The 25,188-nt window shown below is 57.9% G+C and carries 23 protein-coding genes and 1 pseudogene; 14 read left to right on the top strand and 10 right to left on the bottom strand.

Annotated features, from left to right (window positions below; genetic code table 11):
• Positions 1-199: 199 nt before the first annotated feature.
• The 3 genes from R3F72_RS10270 (at position 200) to R3F72_RS10260 (ending at position 4,332) form a co-directional block, all read left to right on the top strand.
• On the top strand, positions 200-2,560 hold the full coding sequence (locus R3F72_RS10270) for a tyrosine-type recombinase/integrase (RefSeq protein WP_289124397.1): 2,361 nt from the start codon (positions 200-202) through the stop codon (positions 2,558-2,560).
• On the top strand, positions 2,557-3,024 hold the full coding sequence (locus R3F72_RS10265; protein WP_289124399.1) for a hypothetical protein: 468 nt from the start codon (positions 2,557-2,559) through the stop codon (positions 3,022-3,024). The genes R3F72_RS10270 and R3F72_RS10265 overlap by 4 nt, the downstream gene beginning before the upstream one ends.
• Before the next feature lie 222 nt (positions 3,025-3,246).
• The gene (locus tag R3F72_RS10260; RefSeq protein ID WP_332779569.1) at positions 3,247-4,332 is read left to right on the top strand and encodes an OprO/OprP family phosphate-selective porin; all 1,086 of its coding nucleotides are present in this window, start codon (positions 3,247-3,249) and stop codon (positions 4,330-4,332) included.
• 294 nt (positions 4,333-4,626) lie between these two features.
• Here the strand turns inward: R3F72_RS10260 and R3F72_RS10255 are convergent, their stop codons facing one another.
• Positions 4,627-5,820 carry a transposase gene (locus R3F72_RS10255; protein ID WP_172416275.1) on the bottom strand — a complete coding sequence of 398 codons (1,194 nt, stop codon included), beginning with the start codon at positions 5,818-5,820 and terminating at the stop codon, positions 4,627-4,629.
• Between the two features lie 85 nt (positions 5,821-5,905).
• Here R3F72_RS10255 and R3F72_RS10250 point away from each other — a divergent pair.
• The 3 genes and pseudogenes from R3F72_RS10250 to hutC all read left to right on the top strand — a co-directional run.
• Positions 5,906-6,418: pseudogene (locus tag R3F72_RS10250) on the top strand (IS3 family transposase); the annotation flags it as partial.
• 242 nt (positions 6,419-6,660) lie between these two features.
• Complete coding sequence (locus R3F72_RS10245) at positions 6,661-7,263, top strand: HutD/Ves family protein (protein ID WP_054645286.1); 603 nt, start codon at positions 6,661-6,663, stop codon at positions 7,261-7,263.
• 53 nt (positions 7,264-7,316) lie between these two features.
• The gene (gene hutC, locus R3F72_RS10240; protein ID WP_054645287.1) at positions 7,317-8,030 is read left to right on the top strand and encodes a histidine utilization repressor; all 714 of its coding nucleotides are present in this window, start codon (positions 7,317-7,319) and stop codon (positions 8,028-8,030) included.
• Here hutC and R3F72_RS10235 read toward each other — a convergent pair.
• Positions 8,027-9,343, bottom strand: coding sequence for a YjiH family protein (locus R3F72_RS10235; protein WP_137095028.1), 1,317 nt, complete (start codon positions 9,341-9,343; stop codon positions 8,027-8,029). The two genes, hutC and R3F72_RS10235, sit on opposite strands and share 4 nt — an antisense overlap.
• 49 nt (positions 9,344-9,392) lie before the next feature.
• On the bottom strand, positions 9,393-10,754 hold the full coding sequence (locus R3F72_RS10230; RefSeq protein WP_332779568.1) for a formimidoylglutamate deiminase: 1,362 nt from the start codon (positions 10,752-10,754) through the stop codon (positions 9,393-9,395).
• A gap of 261 nt (positions 10,755-11,015) precedes the next feature.
• On the opposite strand from R3F72_RS10230, the gene hutU reads away from it, so the two are divergent.
• From hutU to hutG, 6 genes are all read left to right on the top strand, one after another.
• Complete coding sequence (gene hutU, locus R3F72_RS10225) at positions 11,016-12,683, top strand: urocanate hydratase (protein ID WP_054645289.1); 1,668 nt, start codon at positions 11,016-11,018, stop codon at positions 12,681-12,683.
• A 33-nt stretch (positions 12,684-12,716) separates the two neighbouring features.
• On the top strand, positions 12,717-13,370 hold the full coding sequence (locus tag R3F72_RS10220) for a flavin reductase family protein (protein WP_054645290.1): 654 nt from the start codon (positions 12,717-12,719) through the stop codon (positions 13,368-13,370).
• A 62-nt stretch (positions 13,371-13,432) separates the two neighbouring features.
• Positions 13,433-14,761 (top strand): YjiH family protein, encoded by a 1,329-nt coding sequence (locus tag R3F72_RS10215; protein WP_180090621.1) that lies wholly within the window; start codon positions 13,433-13,435, stop codon positions 14,759-14,761.
• A 12-nt stretch (positions 14,762-14,773) separates the two neighbouring features.
• Positions 14,774-15,427: an aromatic amino acid lyase gene (locus R3F72_RS10210; protein ID WP_332779567.1), complete on the top strand. Its 654-nt coding sequence runs from the start codon at positions 14,774-14,776 to the stop codon at positions 15,425-15,427.
• Between the two features lie 8 nt (positions 15,428-15,435).
• Positions 15,436-16,644, top strand: a complete 1,209-nt coding sequence (hutI, locus tag R3F72_RS10205; RefSeq protein ID WP_137095034.1) for an imidazolonepropionase — start codon at positions 15,436-15,438, stop codon at positions 16,642-16,644.
• Positions 16,641-17,453 carry an N-formylglutamate deformylase gene (hutG, locus tag R3F72_RS10200; protein ID WP_332779566.1) on the top strand — a complete coding sequence of 271 codons (813 nt, stop codon included), beginning with the start codon at positions 16,641-16,643 and terminating at the stop codon, positions 17,451-17,453. The genes hutI and hutG overlap by 4 nt, the downstream gene beginning before the upstream one ends.
• Before the next feature lie 58 nt (positions 17,454-17,511).
• Here the strand turns inward: hutG and R3F72_RS10195 are convergent, their stop codons facing one another.
• From R3F72_RS10195 to R3F72_RS10170, 6 genes are all read right to left on the bottom strand, one after another.
• Positions 17,512-18,765 (bottom strand): IS256 family transposase, encoded by a 1,254-nt coding sequence (locus tag R3F72_RS10195; RefSeq protein WP_332779565.1) that lies wholly within the window; start codon positions 18,763-18,765, stop codon positions 17,512-17,514.
• Between the two features lie 42 nt (positions 18,766-18,807).
• Positions 18,808-19,149, bottom strand: a complete 342-nt coding sequence (locus tag R3F72_RS10190; RefSeq protein ID WP_332779564.1) for a hypothetical protein — start codon at positions 19,147-19,149, stop codon at positions 18,808-18,810.
• A 63-nt stretch (positions 19,150-19,212) separates the two neighbouring features.
• The gene (locus R3F72_RS10185; protein ID WP_023005305.1) at positions 19,213-19,347 is read right to left on the bottom strand and encodes a hypothetical protein; all 135 of its coding nucleotides are present in this window, start codon (positions 19,345-19,347) and stop codon (positions 19,213-19,215) included.
• Between the two features lie 26 nt (positions 19,348-19,373).
• On the bottom strand, positions 19,374-21,863 hold the full coding sequence (locus R3F72_RS10180; RefSeq protein WP_087720539.1) for a heavy metal translocating P-type ATPase: 2,490 nt from the start codon (positions 21,861-21,863) through the stop codon (positions 19,374-19,376).
• A gap of 88 nt (positions 21,864-21,951) precedes the next feature.
• Complete coding sequence (locus tag R3F72_RS10175) at positions 21,952-22,359, bottom strand: heavy metal-responsive transcriptional regulator (RefSeq protein WP_087720525.1); 408 nt, start codon at positions 22,357-22,359, stop codon at positions 21,952-21,954.
• An 82-nt stretch (positions 22,360-22,441) separates the two neighbouring features.
• Positions 22,442-23,074 (bottom strand): peroxiredoxin, encoded by a 633-nt coding sequence (locus tag R3F72_RS10170; protein WP_087720524.1) that lies wholly within the window; start codon positions 23,072-23,074, stop codon positions 22,442-22,444.
• A 248-nt stretch (positions 23,075-23,322) separates the two neighbouring features.
• On the opposite strand from R3F72_RS10170, the gene R3F72_RS10165 reads away from it, so the two are divergent.
• A complete protein-coding gene (locus R3F72_RS10165; protein ID WP_087720523.1) occupies positions 23,323-24,045 on the top strand; it encodes a cytochrome c biogenesis CcdA family protein in 723 nt (240 codons plus the stop codon).
• Positions 24,046-24,117: 72 nt separating this feature from the next.
• Positions 24,118-24,714, top strand: coding sequence for a class I SAM-dependent methyltransferase (locus R3F72_RS10160; protein ID WP_256961343.1), 597 nt, complete (start codon positions 24,118-24,120; stop codon positions 24,712-24,714).
• Here the strand turns inward: R3F72_RS10160 and merR are convergent.
• Entirely contained in the window at positions 24,683-25,135 is a 453-nt protein-coding gene (gene merR, locus R3F72_RS10155) for an Hg(II)-responsive transcriptional regulator (protein ID WP_087720521.1), read from the bottom strand. The two genes, R3F72_RS10160 and merR, sit on opposite strands and share 32 nt — an antisense overlap.
• Positions 25,136-25,188: the final 53 nt, after the last annotated feature.

Here is a 25,188-nt window from a genome sequence, read left to right as displayed (position 1 = left end):
AGGTGGATAGGCTTTCACCCATAGCGGATGGCTCTCTTGGTTCAGATTCTTGGCGGAACACACTGAATTTTCAAGAGAATACCATCCGCTATCTTCGTTTTCGGGCCGGCCTCATGAATAAGCCGGGATCAAGCTGGCCGACATCAGCAGATGCTTAGGATTCAGCGTAGCCACCGTGTCAGGGTATTCGCGCCATTACGTGGCCGCATTAGCCGAAGAGCTTCTGAACACTTCTGTCGACACCCGTGAGGCCTATGAAGGCTGGCGTCGTGACTTCAATACCTTCCGCTATTCTCTTGCCAATACGCGGCGCTCACGTGAAGTTCTCACGCGACTCACACGTCTGACCATTGAGCACCTCCACCGCGAGGGCCATACAGTCGCTTATAGTGAGGTTCTGCGGCTCTCCGAGCACAACGATCGTCGCATTAAGCAAGAGATACGTCGTTGGGAAGAAGAAACGGGGCATCAGGCGAGACCATTGCGGGTATGGAAGGATATCACTCTGCAGATGGTGTTCGACAGCGTATCGCCGGCACTCCATCACCTGCCGTTGACCTTTCTGGAATCACCGAGCATGGGGCAGTATTTCAAGGAGTCACAACGACGAATGATACACTCCATTTCGCAGCCGAAACTGCGAAATGTGGCCTTCTTTGTCATGACCTTCGCCGACGGAAATCGGCGCAACGACATCACCTTCTTTGCCAGCATGTCGCGCTATCTGAAACTGTTGAAGCTACCGGATATCGACGCACTAGACCCCGAAGTGTTTTACCGAAGATACCATGATGGAGAGGTAGTGCCGGAAGAAGGCTCACCCAAACGCGGTCGGTTCCTGCAGACCTACTTCCGCCTGCTGCGCAAACAAGAGGATTACCTGCTCAGACTGACGCCCGAGCAGCGCCGGGCCGTGGCGCCCTGGCAGCTCAGTGGATTGAAGGATGACCACTTCTGGCACCGCTCCACCATCCACCGAGACGTGAGAACCGACCAGAGGATGCGTCGCAAGGCAGCGACCGCCGTTGTCCACGATCGATTCTATCTGCTTCGTGATGTGGCCGAGCGTCGATGCACTCAGGTCGAGCGACTGCATACAGCCTTCCAGGATGCCATTGCCCATCATGAACGGGAGGGGGAGGCCCTGCCGATGTCATTCTCGATCACCGATGAAACGGTATCAACATCAGGCCGCACTCGACCGACACAGCAGCATTTCAGGCTCTGGGATGCAGCAACATTGCGTTCTGTGCATGAGCCCGTGGCAGAAGACTTCTATTATCATCAGGATCAGCGTCAGCGTATACGTGCGACGGTATGTGACCAGGCAGGTTACTTCCTAAGCTATGAGAGTGGCCATGCTCGCAATGATACCACTTTGATAGAGCCCTACTGGTTCATCGAGCTTCTGCAGGCCAATGTACTGAAGTCTCAAGTTACCGATTCTGACTTTCTGACGCTTAACGGCTACTCAAAGGGGGCTTTCCAACTTCCGCCCCAATCAACTTGGGGGCTGTCGACATCCCATTGGTTGGAGCGAATCTCGCGGGATATTGGCATAACCTTTATTCCACTGGAGGCACTCAGGCTAGCTGCTCTCGTCGGGCATGCGGCCATTCAGATCATGACCAAGACCGGTGCTCGCATGAACGAGTTCCTGCAGATCAGATTGAGTCAAGAGCACTTATCACGAGTGCTGCTCGCCAAGGAGCGTGAAGCGATTGCCTTCCGCGCGATCCCCAAGGGGCGCCAGGCAGAGGAACCCTATTATATTGACGAACGCTGCATGAGAGCGCTACATGCCTGGTGGAAGTTCCAACGAGAGCGGGGACAGAGCCTGGAGACCATCCCGCCTACCAGAAGTTTACGGCATAAACTTCGACCGGCGCCCTACTTATGGCAGCATGCCGGAAGGCATTTCAGCCATAAGGATATCAATGCGACGATGTCTATCATGTTGCACGGTATCTCGCTGCAAACTGCTGCCGGTGAGGCCGTACGGGTCACCTCCCACCTGCTGCGCCACGGCTTTGCCACCGAAATGCGGGCGTTAAACACGCCTGTGGATGTGATCGCACTACTCATGAAGCAGCGAGATGTGCGAGTGACCGAATACTATTCCCAGCCGACGCCGGCCAGGCTGGTGGAGTTGCAACGAAAGATCTTTGAAAGCCGTGTGGATCTGTCCCGTACCCATATACGATCCCCAGCGCAAATCCGGCGGCAGGTCGAAGCCGCGCAGGAGCAGGTGGGTGCACTGATCCCGGTTATCGGTGGACGTTGCACAGTGGCCAGTCAGTGTCCCATCAAGTTCGCCTGCATCGGCTGTGCCGGGAATGCACCCGACTGGCGCAAGCGCGACCAAGTTATCATCTACCGGCAGGCCTGTGCGCAGATGGCAGAAATGGCGGAAGCACAGAACCTACCCGCGGAAGGGCGCAAGGCAAAGGAAGCCATGTTGAGCTGCGACGATGTGCTGGCCGAGATGGAACTTCTTGAGCAAGCTGATCAGGCGGCAGCAAATCCCGTCATACTGATCATCGGGAGGAAGGAGAGATGACACGACAATCCAGTAAGGCACGTTCAGAGGCTGCGATGGCTGGTTTGAAACGCAGTCATCAGCAGCGTCGCAATCGAAGCGTTACGATCGTGCGCCGGGCGATCAGTCGGCTACAAGAAATCGACAGCCCCGTGACGCTGGGACGTATTTCGAGAATATCGCATGAACTCTCCGACACGGGAGTTGGTGTTTCCGAATCCACCATTCTTCGAAATCCTGAATGCCGTCAATTATACGAAGAAGCCGCCCAACCTGTTCGCCGGCGGCGTACTGTTGGTCGGCCACTTGCTCGCGAGGTGGAAAGACCCAGCGATGCGGAGCGGCGTCGCATGCATTACTTGATGCGCCAAACCAAAGCTGAGCTGGCCGCCCGCATTATCGCTGTGGAGCGAGAGCTGGCTTGCTCCGAAAAATCGAATGGAGTCCTGCGCGATCAGATTATCCGGGAAAAGTTGGGTCTATAATCACCTTCTCAATTGTTATTTGTCAGAGTCCTGGGACTTAAGCGGCGAACTCTTAGCTTGACCAAGAATAGGGCCGCAACACGCAGCGCGCCAAAACCTGTCACAGGCCCGAACCGATGCCCTGTTTCGATGCATCATTTGTAAACAAACTGCAATCTTTACCAAATAGACTTTCCATTGATTCTTCAATACCCACAAGCAAACTGAAAGGAAAAAACCACTATGAGCAAGAAATATTTGGGCTTGGCTTTGGCGATTTCTGCAGCTTCCGCCGCACAGGCCGGAACTGTTACGTCCAGCGGCGAAGACCTTGTGATTGATACCAAGAGCGGAATCAAGGTTAAAACGTCTGACAATTCAGCGTCTTTTCAGCTCGGCGGGCGCCTTCAATGGGATTACGACGCCACGCAGTCTGACGACAACGGTGTTGACACTACCGATTTCGACGTGCGCCGGGCACGCCTCTACGCCAAGGGCCACTTTGGCGACTGGGCGTACAAAACCCAGTTCAACGTGGCTGAGAGTGATGGCGCCGACGGCGGGACCGCTGAGGACCTGTACATTCGCTACCTGGGATTTGGCTCGACGGCAACCGTGACTATTGGTAAGCAGAAAGAGCCATTCGGCCTGGAACAATTAACGAGTTCAAAAGACATCTCGGCCCTTGAGCGATCCGCCATGACCGAGCGTTATACCCCCGGTCGCAGCGGCGGCATCCAGCTCAGTGGCAAAGGCAGCAACTGGACCTACGGTATCGGCTATTTCGAGGCAGACGGCGATGGCAGCGACGACTTCAATAACACGGCAGTAACCGCGCGGGGCACATTTGCACCCGTTCAAACGAATAATGCTGTTGTTCATCTTGGCGCGGGCTATACCACGCGTGACGCCGACGTTCAGGCCGATGAGGTCGATACGTTTAATCTGGAATTGGCCGGCGCTTCCGGGCCCTTCCATGCCCAGGCCGAATATTTCGATTCCGAGGAAGGTCAGGTGGATGTTGATGGTTATTACGTACAGCTTGGTTGGGTTGTCACCGGCGAAAGCCGTCCTTACAAGGCTGGGGCGTTCAAGCGAGTGAAACCGTCATCGCCCAAAGGAGCCTGGGAAGTTGTTGCCCGTTTTGAAGATGGCGACGGAAAATACAGTGATGTGGGGCTGGCCACAACTGACGGCGAGCAAACGACACTGGGGCTCAACTATTACGCCAACAGTAATGTCCGACTTGGCGTGAGCTATATGGATGGGGAAGAAGCCAATGGCACTAGTGGAGATGAAGTGCGTGCAAGGTTGCAATATGCATTTTGAACGCATGGGAGAGTGCTTGGTTGAGCTCACCACTTGATAGGGCACTGGTACGGGAAACATTGTCCTGAATCCGTGAAGCCGGCGCCGACACTTTCCCTATCACCGCCAGCGAGCACTTTTTGATCATTCGCCCCGTGCAAGTTGGCTTTCGCAAGCCCGTTATTGCCAAAACCCACCGTGCTGATCGGTGCTGACGGCCCGTTTTGTCATGCCTTTCCACCCGCCAGGCACGACATATCTGGCGATCGCGTGTCGCTTGGAACTGCTTGTGGATAGAGTGTCGCCGATTGACGGTCAGCATGGCGTTCCTCGTGGATAACGCAGTCGGCTCCGCAGCGTCTTGAGCACCGTCATGCGCCCGATATCCTGCCCGAAGTCGAGGATGATCTGCCGTGCCTTGTGAATCACGAGAGCCGCACGGTGCACCAACTCTTGTAGCACGGTGCGCAGCCGGCGCCGCTTGGCCGGGTGGCGAACCGGGCTCAGCTCGCCGGTCATGCCCAGCTGTCCCATCAGGCGCAGGATGTTGTAGGCCAACTGGGCGAGATGCAGGATCAGATCGTTGGTGGCGAACTTGCCGGACGGCAAGCGCTCCAGGTCGAGATCGGTCTTGATCTCGCTGTGAAACTGCTCATGGGTGGCATGCGCCTGGTAGCGTTTGATCACCGCCTCCGGCGCCTCGTCCAGGCTGGTCCACCAGCCTTCCAACTCATAGTCCGGTTCGAGCAGCAACTGGCCATCGCGATCGGCGGTGCGCTCTACCAGGCGCATCACGCGTTGGACGACGTATTCGGTCTTGTTGTCGTCGTGGATCGAGACGGTCTGCGGCCACAGCGCCTGGCTGTCGAAGCCGCTGTCCTCGCGTAACAGGATCGGTTGCTTGGTCAAGCATTGGGCGCGAGGCAGTACCCGCTCCAGGAAGGCGTTGCTCTCCTTCATGGTGTGCTGCTTGCCAGGCCGCAGTTCCAGACCCAGGCACCACCCTTCGTTGCCCAGGTAGGCGGCGATCGGGGTGTAGCCATCGACCTTCTGGTAGGTCCGCGAGACGCCTTCCTTCTTCGAGTTGCTGTTGTCCATGACGAAGGTGTCGATGTCCAGGCAGACGTGCGTCGTCTCGGCGGTGATCGGTGCTTCGATCAGTGACAGCAGGGTCGTGGACCAGGTGGCGGTGCGCGCCTGCAGGTCGTTGGCGGCAAGTTTTTCCAGCCGCTGTCGCAGCGTCGCCGCGCTCGGCACCTTCTGCAGGGTCAGCAGTTGTTGGAAGGGCTTGTCGCGGCGGAAGTTCTCGACAGCGTCATAGTCGCTCATGCCCAGACACAGCAGGCCCAGGTAGCTCTTGATCACGTCACTGGTGCGCATGCCCAGCGTGGTGGGGAAGCGGCTGTCGATGCTGTCGACGCCAGCGATCTCGAAGCATTGCCCGATGATGGACAGCCCGGCGTGGCTGGTGAGGGTGCGGCAACTGGCGCGGAACTTTATGTTGGGCATGGCACTGTCTGGGTGAATGGCGATAATGGCTATATTGCCATGCAGGTCAGTGGGTTAGAAGTGCTTCCGGGGGCCGGTCTCACGGATTCAGGAAGACTTCAGGGCTTCAGCCCCTAATCAAAAGTGGGTGGGTGATATCACCTACTTGGCGACGGGTGAAGGTTGGCTTTATCTTGCTGTGCTAATTGATCTTTACTCTCGCAAAGTCGTTGGTTGGGCAATGAGCGAGCGTATGACGGCAGATCTTGTCTGTGATGCACTACAAATGGCGCTATGGAAACGTAAAATGCCAACAGGCGTGATCGTCCATTCAGATCGAGGTGGTCAGTACTGTTCGACGCTGTATCAGTCGCTACTGACGCGACATGAACTCAAGTGCAGTATGAGCGCGAAAGGCAACTGTTATGATAACGCCTGTGCCGAAAGCTTCTTTCACAGCCTCAAGGTGGAAGCGATCCACGGCGAGAACTTTAAAACGCGAGATATGATGAGACGCCAGGTGTTTGAATACATCGAACTGGACTACAACAAGCAACGACGGCACAGTGCTATAGGGATGATCAGCCCAGAGGCGTTTGAAGTCCGAATGATCGCTTAAACGAGTGTCCACTGTTGCTGGGTAAGATCAGCATCGTGTCATCAATACCAGTGGCCGGGAACGCTACTCCATAGCGACCTTTTATGACCCCGACTATACGGCTCGCGTTGACCCTGCCGACCTTGGTGTCTCAGCAGCAGAAGCTCAATATCCACCGGTAGCCGCGGGTGACTACATCTTGGGTCGCATTGATGCCTCAATGAGCTACCGCAAGGCCGCCGCATCCTGATGAGGAGCAATCAATGAAGCTGCCTGAAACGTTACGCTATGCCGAGCTTGTGCCGGTCGCTTGGCAAAATGGCGGTGGAGTGACACGTGAAGTGGCGCGCCAGGAGGGTGATGGGGAATCGCCGGACTGGCGGGTTTCGGTGGCTGAACTTGACAGGGAAGGGCCATTCTCGATTATTACTGGGGTCAGGCGTCACTTTACGGTGATAGGCGAGCATCCGGTCACGCTTGTTTTGCCTGATCAGCGTGCTGTTTTGGCATCTCGGGAAAGCTTTATCTTCAAAGGTGAGGCAGTGGTGAATTGCTTGTTGCCCGAGGGGCCGAGCCAGGCGCTGAATATAATGTATAATCCAGCAAACTGGCAGGCTTCTGTTCGTTGGCTAACGCCTGGGGAGCCGCTAAAGCAAGCCCCAAACGCTGAGACACTTATCTTAGCCGTTGGTGGGCAGGCGTGGCGGGTCGGTGAGCCGTCGCTGCCACTTGGTAGTGGTGATGTTTGGCACTGGCCCAGGCTAAACGCTGATGACGAGCTAGCGACCGATAGCAGTAACACAATGACATTTGAGACGCTGCCTGCAACGCGCCTGATTAGGGTCGACCTGTCTCCGCGGGGTTGATGCTCCTTTTCAGAGTGCTAAGCGGGGTGGTGAAAGGGATTTGAGGAGAGCACGTGGGACGCCAACCGCCCCGGTATCAACAGATTAAGCAGTACTTGCTGGATAATATCCAAACGGGGCATTTTCCCGTCGATCACAAGATCCCGCCTGAGGAGCAGCTTGCGGTTACCTTTGGTGTCAGCAGGATGACTGCCAATAAGGCAATTCGCGACCTAGTGCAGGAAGGTTATCTGGTGCGTCAATCGGGGATCGGTACTTTTGTAACGGATCGCCGCTCTGAGTCGTCATTGGCCGAAATTAATAATATCGCTGATGAGGTACGCAGCCGTGGCCACGAATACGCTAATCGTGTGGTGAGTTGCGAAGCGTTGAATGCTGACGATGAGGTTGCCCTGCGGATGGGTGTGCGTATTGGGACTAGGTTATTTCATTCGATTCTCATTCACCTGGAAAATGGCCAGCCGATCCAGCTCGAAGAGCGCTTCGTCAATCCACGTTGGGTGCCTGGCTATCTGGAGGCAGACTTCAATCGCCAAACCCCCAACGAGGTGTTGGTTGCCGCTTGCCCGATTACCGATATGGAGCACGTGGTAGAGGCGGTGCTGCCTGAAGCGGGCGCGGCAGAGTGGCTGGAAATTGATGCTGCGCTACCCTGCCTTAGTGTTCGTCGGCGCACTTGGTCAGGCGACCGCCTAATTAGTTATGCTCACCTGCTGCATCCCGGTGACCGCTATAAATTGCGTACTATGGCGCGTTCAAATACCTAGCCCGCTACCCAAGCTGCAAAATAACCAGCGGGAATGGCCAGTGTCAGACTGAGCATCGTTCGGATCAACCAAATGATGACGATACGGCCAACGCTGAGTGGAATGGTCGTCGATAAAATGCACGGAATTGATGCCGAGAAGAACAGAATCGACGATACGGAGATCACACCGGCGGCGAAGCGTGCAGGCAAGGTCGCATCAGCCATCAGTAGTGCTGGCAGAAACATTTCGGCGAGTCCTGAGGCTGTTGCCTGGGCTAGTTGGCTGGCTTCTTCTATGCCGAACAGGGCGATTAACGGATAGAAAATTAGTCCCAGCCAGTCGAATACCGGGGTGTATTTGGCCAATAACAGGCCGAGCAATCCAACTGAAAGGATAGAGGGCAGGATGCTCATGGTCATTAGCATCCCTTCCTTAAAGTTGATTGCCACGCTGCGCAGGAGTCCAGGCGCGCTTTCAGCCGCGGTTAGACTCTCCTGCCAAGCCCTTGTCAGCCGCTGGCCGTTCGCTACTGGCGCCTCTTGGTGAGTTGTCTCATCGTCCATTCGCGAGAGTGGCGGCAGGCGTACGGTGATCGCGGTAACCGTGAAGGTGATCAGTAGCGTCAGCCAGAAGTACAGGTTCCACATTGACATCAGGTTGAGGGTTTTGGCGACGATGATCATGAAAGTGGCTGATACAGTAGAGAAGCCGGTGGCAATAATCGCCGCTTCGCGGGCCGAATATTGGCCCGATTGGTAAACGCGATTAGTAATAAGCAGGCCGATTGAGTAGCTGCCGACGAATGACGCGACAGCGTCAATGGCCGAACGGCCTGGGGTGCGCCACAAGGGACGCATAAGGGGCTGGCAGAGGACGCCGACGCCCTCAAGCAGGCCGTAATTGATGAGCAGTGCCAGAAAAACTGCGCCGATCGGTACGATCAAGCCCACCGAGATGACCAATTTGTCGAACAGAAAGGGCAGCATATCTGGCGTATGCAGTGCCGACGGCCCTGCTCCGGTTAGCGCCATGATAGCGCACAAGACCCCCACCCACTTGAACACGGTGAATACACGCTCGGTGCGATTAGCCCGCCAATGACCGGTAATCACCGGATAGAGGGCGCCTGCGACAATCACCGCCATGGCGTAGTAGGCCACGGCGCCCCCTAATATGCTGCGCACGGCGCTTACCATATGATCGAGAAGAATCGTGGTCTTGCCGTCAAAAGGTAGTGGTACAAAGAACACCAGGATGCCTAGCAGGCTTGGCACCAGCAGCTTAAACAGAAGGGTTGGTGTGGCTTTGAGGGTGTAGTTATTGTCAGGCATAGGGGCTCCAGGGGCAGGTGGAGAGAGTTGACCAGTGGGGCGCTATTGGCTAGGCGATCTCACCAAACAGCTTGGTCAGTGCGGCATTGTTCGCTTCGTCAAGGGCGTGACGCCGCTGCTGGATAACCCAGCGGCCTGCGACCATGACATCGCGTATCTGTTGCTTGGAACCGCCAAACAGCCAACGCCCTAGCCGCGTTTCGTCTGAACTGGTGGCGAGGTAGGGGTCACTGCCATCAAGAACGACAATATCGGCCCGCTTGCCCGCTTCGAGCGCGCCGATGGGTTGGCCAGAGGCCTGGGCGCCTCCCGCTAATGCATGGCGGTAAAGCCAGTCGCCCACCGGGCGTATGTCGCTATTGTGCAGGCAGTTGCGCTGTTGGGTGGCAAGGCGCTGGCCGTACTCAAGCAGCCGTAGCTCTTCAACCACATCGAGTGATACATGGCTATCAGAGCCAATGCCCAGACGCCCACCCTGGGCGGCATACTCCACTGCGCGGAAGATGCCGTCGCCCAGATTGGCCTCGGTGGTCGGGCAGAGCCCCGCTACGGCGCCGCTAGTGGCGAGGTCATGTACTTCTGAGTCGTCTAGGTGAGTGGCATGGATCAAACACCAGCGCTCATCCACCTCAACGTTATCCAGTAGCCAGCGCACAGTGCGTTTGCCTGAATAGGCGAGGCTGTCTTCCACTTCGCGTTGCTGCTCGGCGACATGAATGTGGCGTGGCCCGACAGGGTTCGTCGCCAGCACCGCCTGGATCTCTTCCAATGTCACCGCGCGCAGGGAATGAAACGCCATGCCTAGTGCCTGTGTGGAGTGGTCGGCAAAGCTTGGCTTCAACGTCTCAAGCAATTTCAAAAAATCTGGTACGGCGTGGATAAAACGTCTTTGCCCATGATTGGGTGGCTGGCCGCCAAAGCCGCTGTGGGCGTAAAGCACCGGTAGCAAGGTAAGCGCAATGCCACTGCGATCGGCTGCTTGGCTAATCGCCCAGGCCATTTCAGCCGGATCGCTATGGGCTTGGCCCGATACATCGTGGTGCAAATAATGAAATTCGCTGACCTGCGTATAGCCGCCCTTGAGCATTTCGATGTAGAGCGCCTGGGCAATGGTGCCCACTTGATCCGGTGTCAGGCGGTCAACCAAGCCGTACATGCGGTCTCGCCAGCTCCAGAAGCTGTCTGGCTGGGGGCTACCGACTTCTGCTAGGCCCGCCATGACGCGCTGAAAAGCGTGTGAATGTAGGTTAGGCATACCGGGTAGCGCTGGCCCGGCTAAGCGCTGGGCGTTGCCGGGCGAGCTGTTGGGCAGTACCGATGTAAGCATGCCCGTGGCATCGACTTCGAACAGCACCTGAGAGGCCCATCCAGTCGGTAGTAGGGCATGATCAGCAAAATAGCAATGGGTCATTGGAGCTCCTTTTTGTTAACGAATAACGGGTAATGTATATACATATAGCGAAGTCCGCTTCTTAGGTAAAGAAGAGAGTTGGAATTTCCTCGTAAAGTCCATTTTGGTGCGTAATTTCGCCATATTTTTGGCGTTTGCACTATGTTGGCGAATATTTGGGGCTGAGTTGTTTTTTTGCTAAAAAGGGCGATTTAGGTGATTGCGCAGAAGCGTTTGTTGCCATAATGTATATACAAGCTTTGACAACAAACAGGAGTTACCATGTCTCTTTCACGCTTTCGCGATACCGAAATTCGGGCACCTCATGGAGTCGAGCTCTCCTGTAAGAGCTGGCTGACTGAAGCACCGCTGCGCATGCTGATGAACAACCTAGATCCAGATGTCGCCGAGAATCCCAAAGAGCTGGTGGTCTATGGCGGGATTGGCCGCGCCGCCCGCAATTGGGAGTGTTTCGATACCATCGTTGAAACGCTCAAACGTTTAGAAGATAACCAGTCACTGCTGATTCAGTCTGGTAAGCCGGTGGGGGTATTTGAAACCCATAAAGACGCCCCGAGGGTGCTGATTGCCAATTCCAACCTAGTGCCAGCCTGGGCTAACTGGGAGCATTTCAATGAACTGGATAAGAAAGGCCTGATGATGTACGGCCAGATGACGGCTGGTTCATGGATCTACATCGGTTCTCAGGGCATTGTTCAGGGCACCTACGAGACCTTTGTTGAGGCTGGTCGGCAGCACTACGACGGCAAGCTGGCCGGGCGCTGGATTCTGACGGCCGGTCTTGGTGGTATGGGCGGGGCGCAGCCATTGGCGGCAACGCTAGCGGGTGCCTGCAGCCTGAATATTGAGTGTCAGCAGAGTCGTATTGATATGCGTCTGCGTACCCGCTATGTGGATGAGCAGGCGAGTGACCTCGACGATGCCCTGGCGCGCCTGGAGCGCTATACCTCAGAAGGTAAAGCCGTCTCGATTGCGCTGCATGGCAATGCCGCTGAAATATTGCCGGAACTGATTAAGCGTGGCATCAAGCCGGATATGGTAACCGACCAGACCAGCGCTCACGACCCACTGCATGGTTATCTGCCCGCAGGCTGGTCATGGGATGAGTATCTGACACGCGGGAAGACCGAGCCCGAGGTGGTGGTTAAGGCGGCTAAGCGCTCCATGGCGGTGCATGTGCAGGCCATGCTCGACTTCCAGGCAATGGGTATACCTACCTTCGATTATGGCAATAACATTCGCCAGATGGCTCAGGAGGAGGGCGTTTCTAACGCTTTCGACTTCCCCGGCTTTGTGCCTGCCTACATTCGCCCACTGTTCTGCCAGGGAATTGGCCCATTCCGCTGGGTGGCGCTCTCCGGTGATCCAGAAGATATCTATAAAACCGATCAGAAAGTCAAAGAACTCATCCCAGATGATCCGCATCTGCATAACTGGCTGGATATGGCCAAGGAGCGTATCAGCTTCCAGGGCTTACCGGCGCGCATCTGCTGGGTTGGCTTAAAGGATCGTGCTCGCTTGGGGCAGGCGTTTAACGCCATGGTCGCCAGTGGCGAGCTCAAAGCACCTATTGTGATTGGTCGCGACCACCTGGACTCCGGCTCGGTGGCCAGCCCCAATCGCGAGACTGAATCAATGCAGGATGGCTCGGATGCCGTCTCCGACTGGCCGCTGCTCAATGCGCTGCTCAACACCGCCGGAGGCGCCACCTGGGTCTCCCTTCACCACGGCGGCGGGGTGGGCATGGGTTACTCCCAGCATTCGGGCGTGGTGATCGTCGCCGACGGTACCGATGATGCCCACGCACGACTTGGCCGCGTGCTGCGGAATGATCCGGCTACTGGCGTTATGCGCCACGCTGATGCCAGCTATGAGATCGCCAAGAACTGTGCCCGTGAAAACGACCTTGATCTGCCGATGGTCAAGTGAACGGCCTGACTCCAACAAACAAGAGGACATGACATGAAATATATGCCGAACAGTGAGAAGTGCCCGCTGCCTTACTCACCCTTCAAAAGCTGTACCGTTCCGCGCCCGATCGGCTGGCTCTCTTCTATCAGCCCGGATGGGGTCGAGAACCTGGCACCTTACAGTCAATGGCAGAACCTGACGTTTGATCCGCCGATGGTGATGTTTGCTGCCAACCAGTATCCCGATGGCCGGCGCAAAGATACGGTCATCAACGCAGAGAAGACCGGCTGGTTCGTCTGGAACATGGTGACCTTTGATCTCAAGGACGCCATGAACACGTCCGCCATGGCGGTGCCGTATGGTGAAAGTGAAATCAGTCTCGCTGGATTGAAGACGGTCAAGGCTGACCTGTCCAATGTGCCGATGGTGGCAGATAGCCCCTGTCATTTCGAGTGCAAGTACATCTCGACGCACCGTCTCAAAGGCAACTCGAACGTGGGTACGATCGATATTGTCTTTGCAGAAGTCGTGAAGATTCACGTCAAGGATGAGTTCATTACCGAAGAAGGTAAGATCGACATCATGAAAGCGCGTCCTATCGCGCGCATGGGCTATCACGATTATACGGTGGTAGATAACCGTTTCGAGATGAAGATCCCGAAAGCTTCTGAAGATGAAGCAGATGGCCTCGAAGGTCGCCCTTGATAACTGGCCGATGGGGGAGACCTTCTCCCCTGTCGTCATCCTAAGCTAAGAGGATGCGGGAAATGGACAATAGCGCTGTTGACAACAATGCCAAGAGAAAACATTCACTTGCCGAAATCTTGAGGGTGGCGATTCCGAGCTTCCTTGGAATCATGGTCTTCTTCGTTCCGATAACAATAGCCGAGAAGAACACCATTCTTCTCGACCATTTGGTGATCTGGTGTGAGAACCTGCTGGGTGAAAACAGCCAATGGTACGCGCTGCTGCTTATCATTGGTGGCTCGGTATTACCCATCATGCAGAAGTTCTGGCGACAGGGCTTTGGCAGTATCGTGTTCACCCTCTTCAAGTTCATCGGCCTGGTCCTGGCAGGCATGGTCATCTTCAAGGCCGGCCCGGCAGCGCTTTACGAGCCCTTCATGCTGGAGTTTCTCTGGAAGGCGCTGGTCATTCCGGTTGGTATCCTGGTGCCGATTGGCGCCATCTTTATGCCGCTTCTGGTCAACTATGGCCTGGTGGAGCTGGTCGGGACTTTGACCCAGCCCTTCATGCGCCTGGCGTTCAAGGTGCCCGGACGGTCTGCTATTGACGCGGTGGCGTCATTCATCACCAGTTTTGCCGTTGGGCTCTTGATTACCAACAAGGCTTACCTCAGTGGGGAGTACTCCGCGAAGGAGGCTGCCATTATTGCTACGGGGTTCTCCACGGTATCCGTCGCTTTCATGGTAATCGTGGCCAGAACACTGGGGCTGATGGATATCTGGGTAGTGTTCTTCCTGGCAACGTTGTTCACTACGGTTGTGGTAACGGCTATCAGTGCACGCATTCCTCCCATCTCCAGCATGGACGATCACGCCTCGAATCGAGAAGCGACACCGGACAAGGGAAATCGCGTGGCAACGGCAGTGGCGGAAGCCATTGGGGTCGCCAACAGCCCGAAGAGTTTCCTCAACCTGGTCAAGGATAACCTCAAGGATGGCATCGTGATGACGATGACCATCCTTCCAACCATTCTCTCGGTCGGCACGATCAGCCTGTTGATTGAGAAGTACACGCCAGCCTTTGACTACATCGGGTATATCTTCTACCCCATCACGCTACTCTTTGGCATGGAGAATGGGCTGGAACTCTCTTCAGCAGTGTCTACGAGCTACTCAGAGATGTTCCTTCCCGCGTTGATCATGGCAGAGGCTGATGTTGTCTCGAAGCTGGTGGCGGGGATTACGGCCATCTCTTCTATTCTCTTCGTATCTGCCTCAATTCCTTGCATCATGGCGACCAATATCCCGATTTCATTCTATGGACTGACGGTCGTCTGGGTGGTCAGAACAGCCCTGACGATGGTGATAGCCATTCCGCTGTCTATGGGTATTGCTTCATTCATAATGTAGTGTTTATTTCAGATGGAAGAGAAGAAACTCCGCTCTGCTACTGATAACCCGTTAGTGGTTCCAGTTGAAGATGACAACCAGACTGTGACCCAGGCTAATCCTCACGGCGCCTCGGTGGCGATGGCCTGCGATCTGTTGGCCATCGCGGCCTGTGAGTGGAGTTCGATCTCAGAGCGGCGCGCCTACCGTTTAGTGACCCCCCAGGCGAATCAGCTGCCACCTTTCTTGGCCACTGAAAGCGGCGTCAAGTCCGGCATGATGATCGCCCACTACTCGGCGGCTTCCCTGGTGGCGGATAACAAACGTCTGGCGCAGCCCGCAGTAACCGACAATTTTATCACCTCGGGCCTCCAGGAAGACCATCTAAGCTTTGGCGAAAGTGCTGCCCTGAAACTGGACAAGACCCTCGAAAATGCTTTCTACGTTCTTGCTATCGAATATCTACTCGCCTCTCAGGCCCTTGATTTAATTGGCAGCGATGAGTTTGCCAAGGGCACGTCGCTGGCTTGGAAATCACTGCGAGACGTCTTGCCTGCTTACCAGGAAGAGCATGCGCTGCACCTGGATATTGAGGCGACTTACCAGCGCCTAAAGGAGACTCAAGTGATCGATAAGCTCCTGTCTATTGCCCCGAACTTACTGCCGAGTCGGCAGCCTAGCGATTAGGAGGAAGCATGAAACAGCTATGGCACCACTGCCATGCGGTGACCCTGGCGGGTGGCCGCTACGGAATTGTGCGCGATGCGGCGCTGATTATAGACGCGGGACGCATCGCCTGGATTGGCACTGAGGCGCAACTTGACCGCGATGCTGCATTCGATGAAGTGCGTGACCTGGGTGGGCGCTGGCTAACGCCAGGGTTGATCGACTGCCACACGCATCTGGTGTTTGGCGGTGACCGCAGTAATGAGTTTGAGCAGCGCCTGGAGGGCGTGAGCTATAGCGAGATAGCTAAACAGGGCGGTGGGATCGTTAGCAGCGTGCGGGCCACTCGCGAGGCCAGCTTTGACGAATTACTGGCCAGCGCTGAGAAGCGCGCCAAAGTACTGCTGCGCGAAGGCGTCACCACGCTAGAGGTCAAGTCGGGGTATGGGCTTGATCTGGAGAGCGAGCGCAAAATGCTCAAGGTGGCCCGGGCGCTGGGGGAACGGCTACCTGTCGAAGTGCTTACGACGTGCCTTGCGGCCCACGCGCTGCCGCCCGAATACCGCGAACGTAGCGATGAGTATATAGATCTAGTCTGCGAGGAAATTCTGCCGACACTGGCGAAGGAAGGCCTTGTCGACGCCGTCGATGGCTTCTGTGAAGGTATCGCCTTCTCTGTGGAACAGATGCGGCGCGTATTTGAAACCGCCAAGCAACTGGGCCTGCCGCTCAAGCTACATGCTGAGCAACTGTCGCACCTTGGCGGTTGCCAACTGGCTGCGGAGTTTGGTGCGTTTTCCGCTGACCATGTTGAGTACGCCGATGAAGTCGATGCGCGTGCGATGGCACAAAGCAGCACTGCCGCGGTGTTACTGCCGGGGGCCTTCTTGACGCTACGTGAAACCCAGCTGCCGCCGATTGCAGCCTTTCGTGAGCAGGGCGTCACCATGGCGCTGGCCAGCGACCTTAATCCCGGTACGTCGCCGGTGCTGTCGTTACGCTTGATGATGAATCTTGGCTGCACGCTGTTCCGCCTTACCCCTGAAGAAGCGCTGGCAGGCGTGACCATCAATGCCGCTAAAGCGCTGGGTATTGAGGCCACTCACGGTTCGCTAGAAGTAGGTAAATGGGCAGACGCGGTCGTATGGGATATTACCGGTCCAGCGGAGCTTAGCTACTGGCTGGGCGGGCAATTGCCGGTCACGGTATTCAAAGCAGGTAAGGAGATAGAGGCATGATCGAAAGTTACCAACTCACCCAGGGCGATACGCCGCTATTGATTTCAATGCCTCACGCAGGCACCGCGCTAACGCCGGAGGTAGAGGCGGGGCTTAATAAAGCTACGCTCAGCCTTGCCGACACCGACTGGCATATTCCCAAGCTTTACAACTTCGCCGCCGAGCTTGGGGCGAGCCGTATTGAGGCGCGCTATTCGCGCTACGTTATCGACCTTAATCGGCCGGAGAGTGATACGCCACTCTATACTGGCGCGACGACCGGGCTGTTCCCCAGCACCGACTTCGACGGTGAGCCGTTGTTTGAAGAGGGGAAGGAACCCACTAAGGCTCAGCGCGACTGGGCCAAAGAGCATGTTTGGCGCCCCTATCACAACGCTCTGGCAGGCGAATTGGCGCGGCTAAAGGCGCGCTTCGGCTATGCGCTGCTATTTGACGCGCACTCTATCCGTTCAAAGATACCGCGGCTTTTCGACGACCAACTGCCTGATATTAATCTGGGTACCTTTGAGGAGCAGAGCTGTAATCCGGAGCTTAGTCAGCGGTTACTAACAGTGTGTGCCGCCCAATCTCGCTTTAGTCATGTGATTAATGGTCGTTTCAAGGGGGGGCATATTACCCGTAGCTATGGAGACCCAACTAACCATATTCACGCCGTACAGCTCGAACTTTCCCAGCGTACCTATATGAACGAACCATGCGACGAACAACCAATCTTTGCCTATCGTGAAGACCGTGCCGCTGAAGTGCGCCCACTGCTACGAGAACTACTTGAGGCCATGCAGCGGTGGGGAGAGGTTAGGGGCTGTTGAAGTTTCAGGGCAGGGATATTGGCAAAACGAGTTATTGTCAAATTCTGTGTATGGCCGGTCAGGCGGCAGTCCTGTCTGACTGATCGGTCAAGGGTTCGCCGTCCTTGAACTGGACGTTGTTCACGACCAGCTCCAGCTTGTTGAACCCCTTGATCCGCTTCCAGCGCTTCTGGGCGCTCTGAAGCAGCTTGAAGACCATCGCCAGGGTCGTCGCTCTGGAGCCGCAGTTCCGGCTGCGCTTGCTCCGCAGGCGGACCGTGGCGAAGGTCGACTCGATCGGGTTGGTGGTGCGGATATGCACCCAGTGTTCTGCCGGGTAGTCATAGAACGCCAGCAGCTCCTCCCGATCCTTGGCCAGGCACTCCATGGCTCTGGGGTACTTGGCCTCGAAGCGTTTCACCGTGCGATCGAAAGCCTTGTGCGCCTCATCGCGGGTCTCGGCCATCCAGATCTCATGGAGGTCGGCCTTGACCTTGGGCTGCACGGATTTCGGCAGTTTATTCAATACGTTGGCAGTCTTGTGGACCCAGCAGCGCTGGTGCTCGGTCTCTGGATAGACCTTGCTCAACGCCGCCCAGAAGCCCATGGCGCCGTCGCCAACCGCTAGCTTGGGGGCAGTGGTCAGCCCGCGCTCGCGTAGACCCGTGAGCAGCTCTTTCCAGCTGGCCTCCGACTCGCGTTGCCCATCCTCGACAGCCACCAGCTCCTTGCGGCCCTGATCGGTAACACCGATGATCACCAACAGGCACAGGCGGTCATCCATGCGCACGTTGCTGTACACGCCGTCTGCCCACCAGTAGACGTAGCGCTGCTCTGATAAGCCCCGCTTCTGCCACTCGGCGTGCTCAGCCTCCCACTGCTTCTTGAGCCGCGACACAGTATTGGCCGAAAGCCCCTTGGCCTGGTCGCCCAGCAGGGCTGCCAGGGCCTCCTGGTAGTCACCGGTGGAGACCCTCTTCAGGTAGAGCCAGGGGATCAGCTCTTCGATGCTCCGGGCCCGCTTCAGGTAGGGCGGCAGCAGCGCGCTGCTGAAGGTAACCCCATCACCGCTGCGATCGCGGGTCCGGGGCACCTTGACCTCGACGTCGCCGATACCGGTCTGCACCGTGCGCTCCGGCAAATGGCCGTTGCGTACCACCGCCTGTCGACCATCCGCCAGGGTCGTGTCGGCATACTGGGCCAGGAAAGTGGCCAGTTCGGCTTCCACGGCCTTGGCGATCAGGTCTCGTGCCCCTTGGCGCAGCAACTCATGCAACGGGTCGGTGGCCTCGGGTTCTGGCTGCGATAAGGCTCGGAGGGTAGAATCGGTCATGGCGTATCCACTCGTGTTGATTGAGATCTTGGTCGTGATCAATCAACAGGATACGCCACCCTTCCTACCTTCTCTCATACACCAGAAATCACCATAGCTCTGGTCGGAAGTGGAGGGAATATAAGCCGCCACGGGCTCATTATCATAGGACAAGGCATAACCTTGTATATCTCCCGGGGCATTAAAGGTTCCGTGGAATTTGAGTCCTTGATCCAATAATGCCGTAATCGATGCGGGTAGGGGTGTTCCAGTATCGGCTGTACTAATGGCCTGGTGGCCTTCAAGAGAATCGCCCCCCGTTTCCTCCGCCAGAGCGGGGAGCGTAATGAGACCGAACAGCCCTACAACAGCAAGGCAATAAGTGGAGTAGATGATTTTCTTCATGAACGGCCTCTTCATCGCTCTCTGATCAACCCGGGGAATCGAACCTGTCGTAGCGATTGGTTGTCAGCTATCACGCTTCTTTCCGAAGAACAGATACTTGGCGAGCGCGGCGACGCCAAGCACCAACGCAATAATCAGCAGGATGGAAATGAGCCCCATCCCCGCCATCCCCCACGTGCATGCTTCGCTTCCCATCATCTTGGTCTCCTATTAAATTTTGCTACTCAGACTTGGTGGGCCCGAACCGCCTGGGGTTCACCGCTCGTCACCGGCGAAGCGTCATCGATATCCGGCGTGAAGCGGCGTAGCCGCAACGAGTTGGTCAACACGAAGACGCTGGAGACACTCATGGCGGCAGCCGCCAGCATAGGGTTGAGCAATACGCCGATGAACGGATAGAGCACGCCCGCCGCCACGGGGATCAGCGCCACGTTGTAGCCATAGGCCCAGACGAAATTCCCGATGATGGTCCGATGGGTACGCTTGGAGAGCGCCACGGCATTGACGATTCCCCTCAGGTCGCCACGCATCAGCACTACGTCGCCGGCCTCGATGGCGATATCCGTCCCGGTACCGATGGCGATGCCCACGTCGGCCTGCGCCAACGCCGGGGCATCGTTGATGCCGTCGCCCACGAACGCGACCTTGCCGCCCACGGCCTGTAGTCGCTTGATCTCGTCCGCTTTCTGGTCCGGCAACACCTCGGAGAGAATCCGCTGGATGCCGACCTGTCTGGCGATGGCCTCGGCGGTGGCGCGGTTGTCGCCGGTGAGCATGGCCACTTCCAGCCCCAGCGCCTCGAGCGCCGTGATGGCCTCGATCGAGCCTTCCTTGAGCGGATCGGACACCGCGATGACCGCGGCGAGCCGGCCGTCCACCGCGGCATAGAGGGGGCTCTTGGCGTCCTCGGCAAACGCCTTGGCGCATGCTTCCGCCTGGCCGAGCTCGATCCCCAGCCGATGCATATAGCGATCGGCCCCCACATGAAGCCGGTGGCCGGCGACCTCGGCCTCGATGCCGTAGCCCGGTTCGGCGCTGAAATGACTGACGGCCGGCAGCTCGAGTCCACGCGTCTGGGCGCCGCGCACGATGGCCTCGGCGATGGGGTGCTCGCTGTGGGCTTCCACAGCCGCGACCAGTTGGAGCACTTCGCTCTCGTTCCCCTCGATCACCTCGAAATCGGTCAGCTCGGGGCGACCCTGAGTCAGGGTGCCGGTCTTGTCGAGCACGACGGTATCCATCTTGGCCAGCGTCTCGAGCGCCGCGCCCTTGCGGAACAACACTCCCATCTCGGCGCCCTTGCCGGTACTGACCATGATCGCGGTCGGGGTGGCCAGGCCCATCGCGCAGGGGCAAGCGATCAGCAGCACGCTCACCGTGGTGACGAAGGCGAAGGACAGGGCCGGCGCTGGCCCGAAGGCGAACCACACCCCGAAGGTGATCAGGGCGATGACGATGACCGCGGGCACGAACACCCCGGCGATCTTGTCGGCCAGCTGCTGGATCGGGGGCTTCTCGGCCTGGGCCGATTCCACCATCTTGACGATCTGCGACAGCACGGTGTCGGCACCGACCCGAGTGGCGCGGAAGGTAAGCGCGCCGTTCTTGTTGATGGTGCCGCCGACGACTTCGGCATCCTGCTGCTTGGCAACCGGCACCGGTTCACCGCTGATCATCGACTCGTCGACGTAGGAATGGCCTTCTTCAACGATGCCATCCACTGGGATACGCTCCCCCGGGCGGGCCAGTATGCGATCGCCGGGCACGACGGCCTCGATCGGCACCTCGATCGCTTCACCGTCGCGAATGACGCGGGCGGTTTTCGCCTGTAACTGCAGGAGCTTCTTGATCGCCTCGGAGGTGCGGCCTTTGGCGATGTGCTCGAAGTAGCGTCCCAACAGGATCAGCGTCACGATCACGGCTGCCGCCTCGAAGTAGCTCACGGCGGTACCGGAGGGGAAGAACCCGGGCGCCAGCAGGGCGGCGACCGAATAGAAGTAGGCGGCGCTCGAGCCGATCATGACCAGGCTATTCATGCCTGGGTTGGCGTGTCGGAGTTCGGCGTAGCCGGCACGATAGAAGCGTGCCCCGGCATAGAACTGCACGGGGGTGGTCAGCAGCCACTCGACGCCCATCCAGCCGCGATGCGGCATCAGACTCGATAACAGCGCCTCCAGCGCCGGGATCATCTTGCCCATGGCGATGATGGCCACCGGGATTGTGAGCACTGCAGCAAGCACGACTCGGTGGCGAAGCTGGGCTCTCTCCCGGTCCTTGCTGTCCGCCTGTTGCGGCGTACCGACATCCTGCGGTTCATAGCCCGCCTCGCGGATGGCATGCTGAATGCGCGACCGCGATACGGTCCCCGGCAGGAAACGGACAGAGGCCTTCTGGGTGGCAAGATTGACGCTCACCTCCACCATGCCGGGTAGCTTGCCGAGCGCTCGCTCTATCCGCGAGACGCAGGATCCGCAGCTCATGCCGGTGACGGGAATGTCGAGGCTCTCCACTACCGGTTGATAACCCGCCGTTTCGATGACATCGACCAGGTTGGCAGTCGTGGTGCTTCCCTCTATCTGGATCGCGGCCTTCTGCGTGGCCAGGTTCACCTGAGCGTCGATGACGCCCGGCTGCTGGCCGAGGGCCCGCTCCACGCGCCCGACACAGGAGGCACAGGACATGCCGCGAATCTCGATATCGACGCTTTCCGCCATCATTGTGCTCTCCCTACTCGATTTATCGACGGCTCGGCGTGCGAGCGTTGGATACCCTGCGTTACGCTGCCGGGGGCGACGATGTCGATCATTCGGCCTTCTCGGCGATGGCCTCGACGATCGGGCAGCCTTCCTGCATCGGCCCTTCGCCCGCACATTCGTCGAGTGTCTTCGACAACACGGCCTCGATCCGCGAGAGATGTCGAATTTGCTCGCGGATCTTGTGCAGTTTCTCTCCGGCGATGCGCTTGGCCTGCGCCCGGTCGCCGTTGGCATCCTGGAGGATCAACAGCTCACGGATTTCCTCGAGCGTGAAGCCCCACTGCTTGGCATGGACGATGAATTGCAGCCTGGCCACGGCATCCAGGGGATAACGACGATAATTGGCGTCCGTCCGCTGGGGGGCGGGCATGAGTTTCTCTTTCTCGTAGAAACGAATCGCCTGGCTGGCGACCCCGCTGCGTTCGGCAAGCTCGCCGATACTGAGTGTTTGCATAGCTTCACCTCACGACACTGTGAATCGGAGCTTCCAACAGGCCGCCTGGGACAGGCGGCCTGATTCGCGGCCGTGGTGCCGATTAGTCCGGTTGGCGCACGACTCGCAGGTAGGACGTCTTGGCGTCCCAACCCTCGGGGAAGTGTTGTCTTGCGTCGTCATCCGAGAGCGACGGCAAGATGATGACATCGTCACCATTTTGCCAGTCGACAGGCGTGGCCACCTTGTGCTTGTCGGTTAGCTGGAGCGAGTCGATGACCCGCAGGAGCTCGTCGACGTTACGCCCGGTGCTGGGCGGATAGGTCAAGGTCAGGCGGATTTTCTTGTCGGAATCGATGATGAAGACGGTACGCACCGTCACCTTGGGGTCGGCTTTCGGGTGGATCATTCCATATAACTGCGCCACCACCTGGTCCGCGTCCGCCAGCAGGGGGTAGTTCAGGGCCGCGCCCTGGGTCTGCTCAATATCCCCCGCCCAGTCGTGGTGGGAAGCGAGGGGATCAACCGACACCCCCACCAGCTTGACGCCACGCGCGGCGAACTCGTCCTTGCGCCTGGCAAACGCGCCCAGTTCCGTGGTGCAGACTGGCGTATAATCGGCGGGGTGCGAGAACAGCACGGCCCAGTCCTTGCCCAGCCACTGATGAAAGCCAAGCGTGCCTTCGGTGGATTCGACCGTGAAATCGGGAGCTATCTCCCCTAGCTGTAGGGTCATCTCGCTTTCCTTATCTCTGGCAAGTGTTAGATGATGCACTACGCACGATATCCTTAAAGTCAACTTCAAGGTCAAGGGCTTTCGAGGAAAGGAGCATATTCTTTTGCGTTATATCGGAAGATATGTATCCATGGTTGACCTTGCAGTAGATGCAACCTTTAGAATCTTTCGCCGAACCATGTCCGAAGTAGGCGGCTGGCCCTAGGCTGCTTCGCATCGAGCACCTTGCCCCCAGGAAGCGTAACGCCTTGGAATCTCTCTCTTCTATTGGCTTGATCGGCGCCTTCGCCGGCGGGTTGGTGTCCTTCTTCTCGCCCTGCACGCTGCCGCTGCTACCGGCCTACCTGTCGGTGGTCACGGGTGGTAGTGCCGGCAAGGCCGATAGACGCCTGGAGGCATTGATCCTCAGTGCCTTCTTCGTCTTCGGCTTCAGCATCGTGTTCATCCTGTTGGGACTCGGCGCCAGTGGTATCGGCCAACTGATGCGGGGGTATCGCCAGGAATTCAACTGGGTCGCCGGCTCGGCGGTGATCGTGCTGGGCCTGTTCATGACCGGTGTGTTCCGGTTGCCGCTGTTCCAGCGCACCCTTCAGTTCACACCGAACGTCCAGGGTGGCTCCCCGCTGTCGGCGACGGTGTTCGGGGTCTCCTTCGCCATCGGCTGGACGCCCTGTATCGGCCCCATCCTGGGCGCCATCCTGATGGCCACCTCCAGCGCCGCCAGTGCCCAGGCCGGCATGATCTATCTCAGCGCCTACTCGGCGGGCCTGGCGCTGCCCTTTCTCGCCAGTACCCTGCTGATCAATCGAATCGCCCTGCATCGGCAAAGTCTGGGCAGGTGGAGTGCCTATGCTCGCCCGATCGCCGGCACGATCGTGATCCTGATGGGCATCGCTATCGTCTCGGGCACCATGACGCGGCTCTCCAGCATCATGGTCGACTTGTTTCCCTCGCTGGCGACACTGGGGTAGCCCGGCCGTATATCAGTCATGCGACAACCACACTGAAGGCGGTTCCTGATGTCCTTCTACGAGAATCACGTTTTGCCACACCTCCTCCACCTGGCGTGTGGCCACGAAGTGGTCGAGCGCCAGCGGGCGGCCGTGGTGCCGCAGGCACGGGGCCGAGTCCTAGAGGTGGGCATGGGGTCCGGACTCAACCTTCCCCACTACGATCCGCGCCGGGTCGAACTGGTCTGGGGGCTCGAACCCTCCGAGGGCATGCGCCGCAAGGCGCGCCGCAACGTCACCCGCGCGCCGTTCGAGGTGCGCTGGCTGGACCTACCGGGAGAGGAGATCCCTCTCGACGACAACAGTGTCGATACCGTGGTGCTCACCTACACCCTGTGCACGATTCCGGACTGGCACCGCGCGCTCGAGCAGATGCGTCGCGTCCTCAAGCCGGGTAGCCAGTTGTTGTTCTGCGAGCACGGCACGGCACCCGACGAGGCCGTGCGACAGTGGCAGGACCGCGTCAACCCCCTGTGGTGCAAGGTGGCGGGGGGCTGCCATCTCAACCGCGACATACCCGAGCTCATCGAGCACGCCGGCTTCGGCATCCAGCGGATGGAGACGGGCTATCTTTCGAAGGTCCCGAGGTTTGCCGGTTTCAATTTCTGGGGGGCTGCTGTTCCCCGCTGATCAAGCCCTCGTGTAATGAGGCGATCAGTGGGCAGGTAATACTCCCTTCCTGCTCATGACACGCATGTACCAGGTGGGCCAGTGTCCGCTCGATACGCTGGAGGCTGGCGATCTTCCCACGTACATCCCGCAGTTTATGCTCGGCCAGTGTGCTGGCCTCTTGGCAATGAGTGCCATCCTCCAATCGCAACAGCTCAGTGATCTCGTCCAGGCTGAAGCCCAGCCGTTGGCCGGTTTTGACGAAGGTCAGCCGCGCCACGTCGGCTGTGCCATAGCGGCGAATACTGCCGGCAGGACGTTCGGGCTCTGGGAGTAGCCCGCGGCGCTGATAATACCGGATGGTCTCGACATTGACGCCAACCGCCTTGGCCAGGCCACCAATGGTCATGGTGCCCGCTACTCTATCTGCCTGTCTCTTCATGACGCTTGACTCCGTATTCAACTACGGAAGTAACCTTATCGCAGTACCTCATG

The sequence above is a fragment of the Salinicola sp. 4072 genome, from assembly GCF_036663415.1.
Taxonomy (GTDB): Bacteria; Pseudomonadota; Gammaproteobacteria; order Pseudomonadales; family Halomonadaceae; genus Salinicola; species Salinicola salarius_A.
This window is presented reverse-complemented; position numbering and strand designations above follow the sequence as displayed.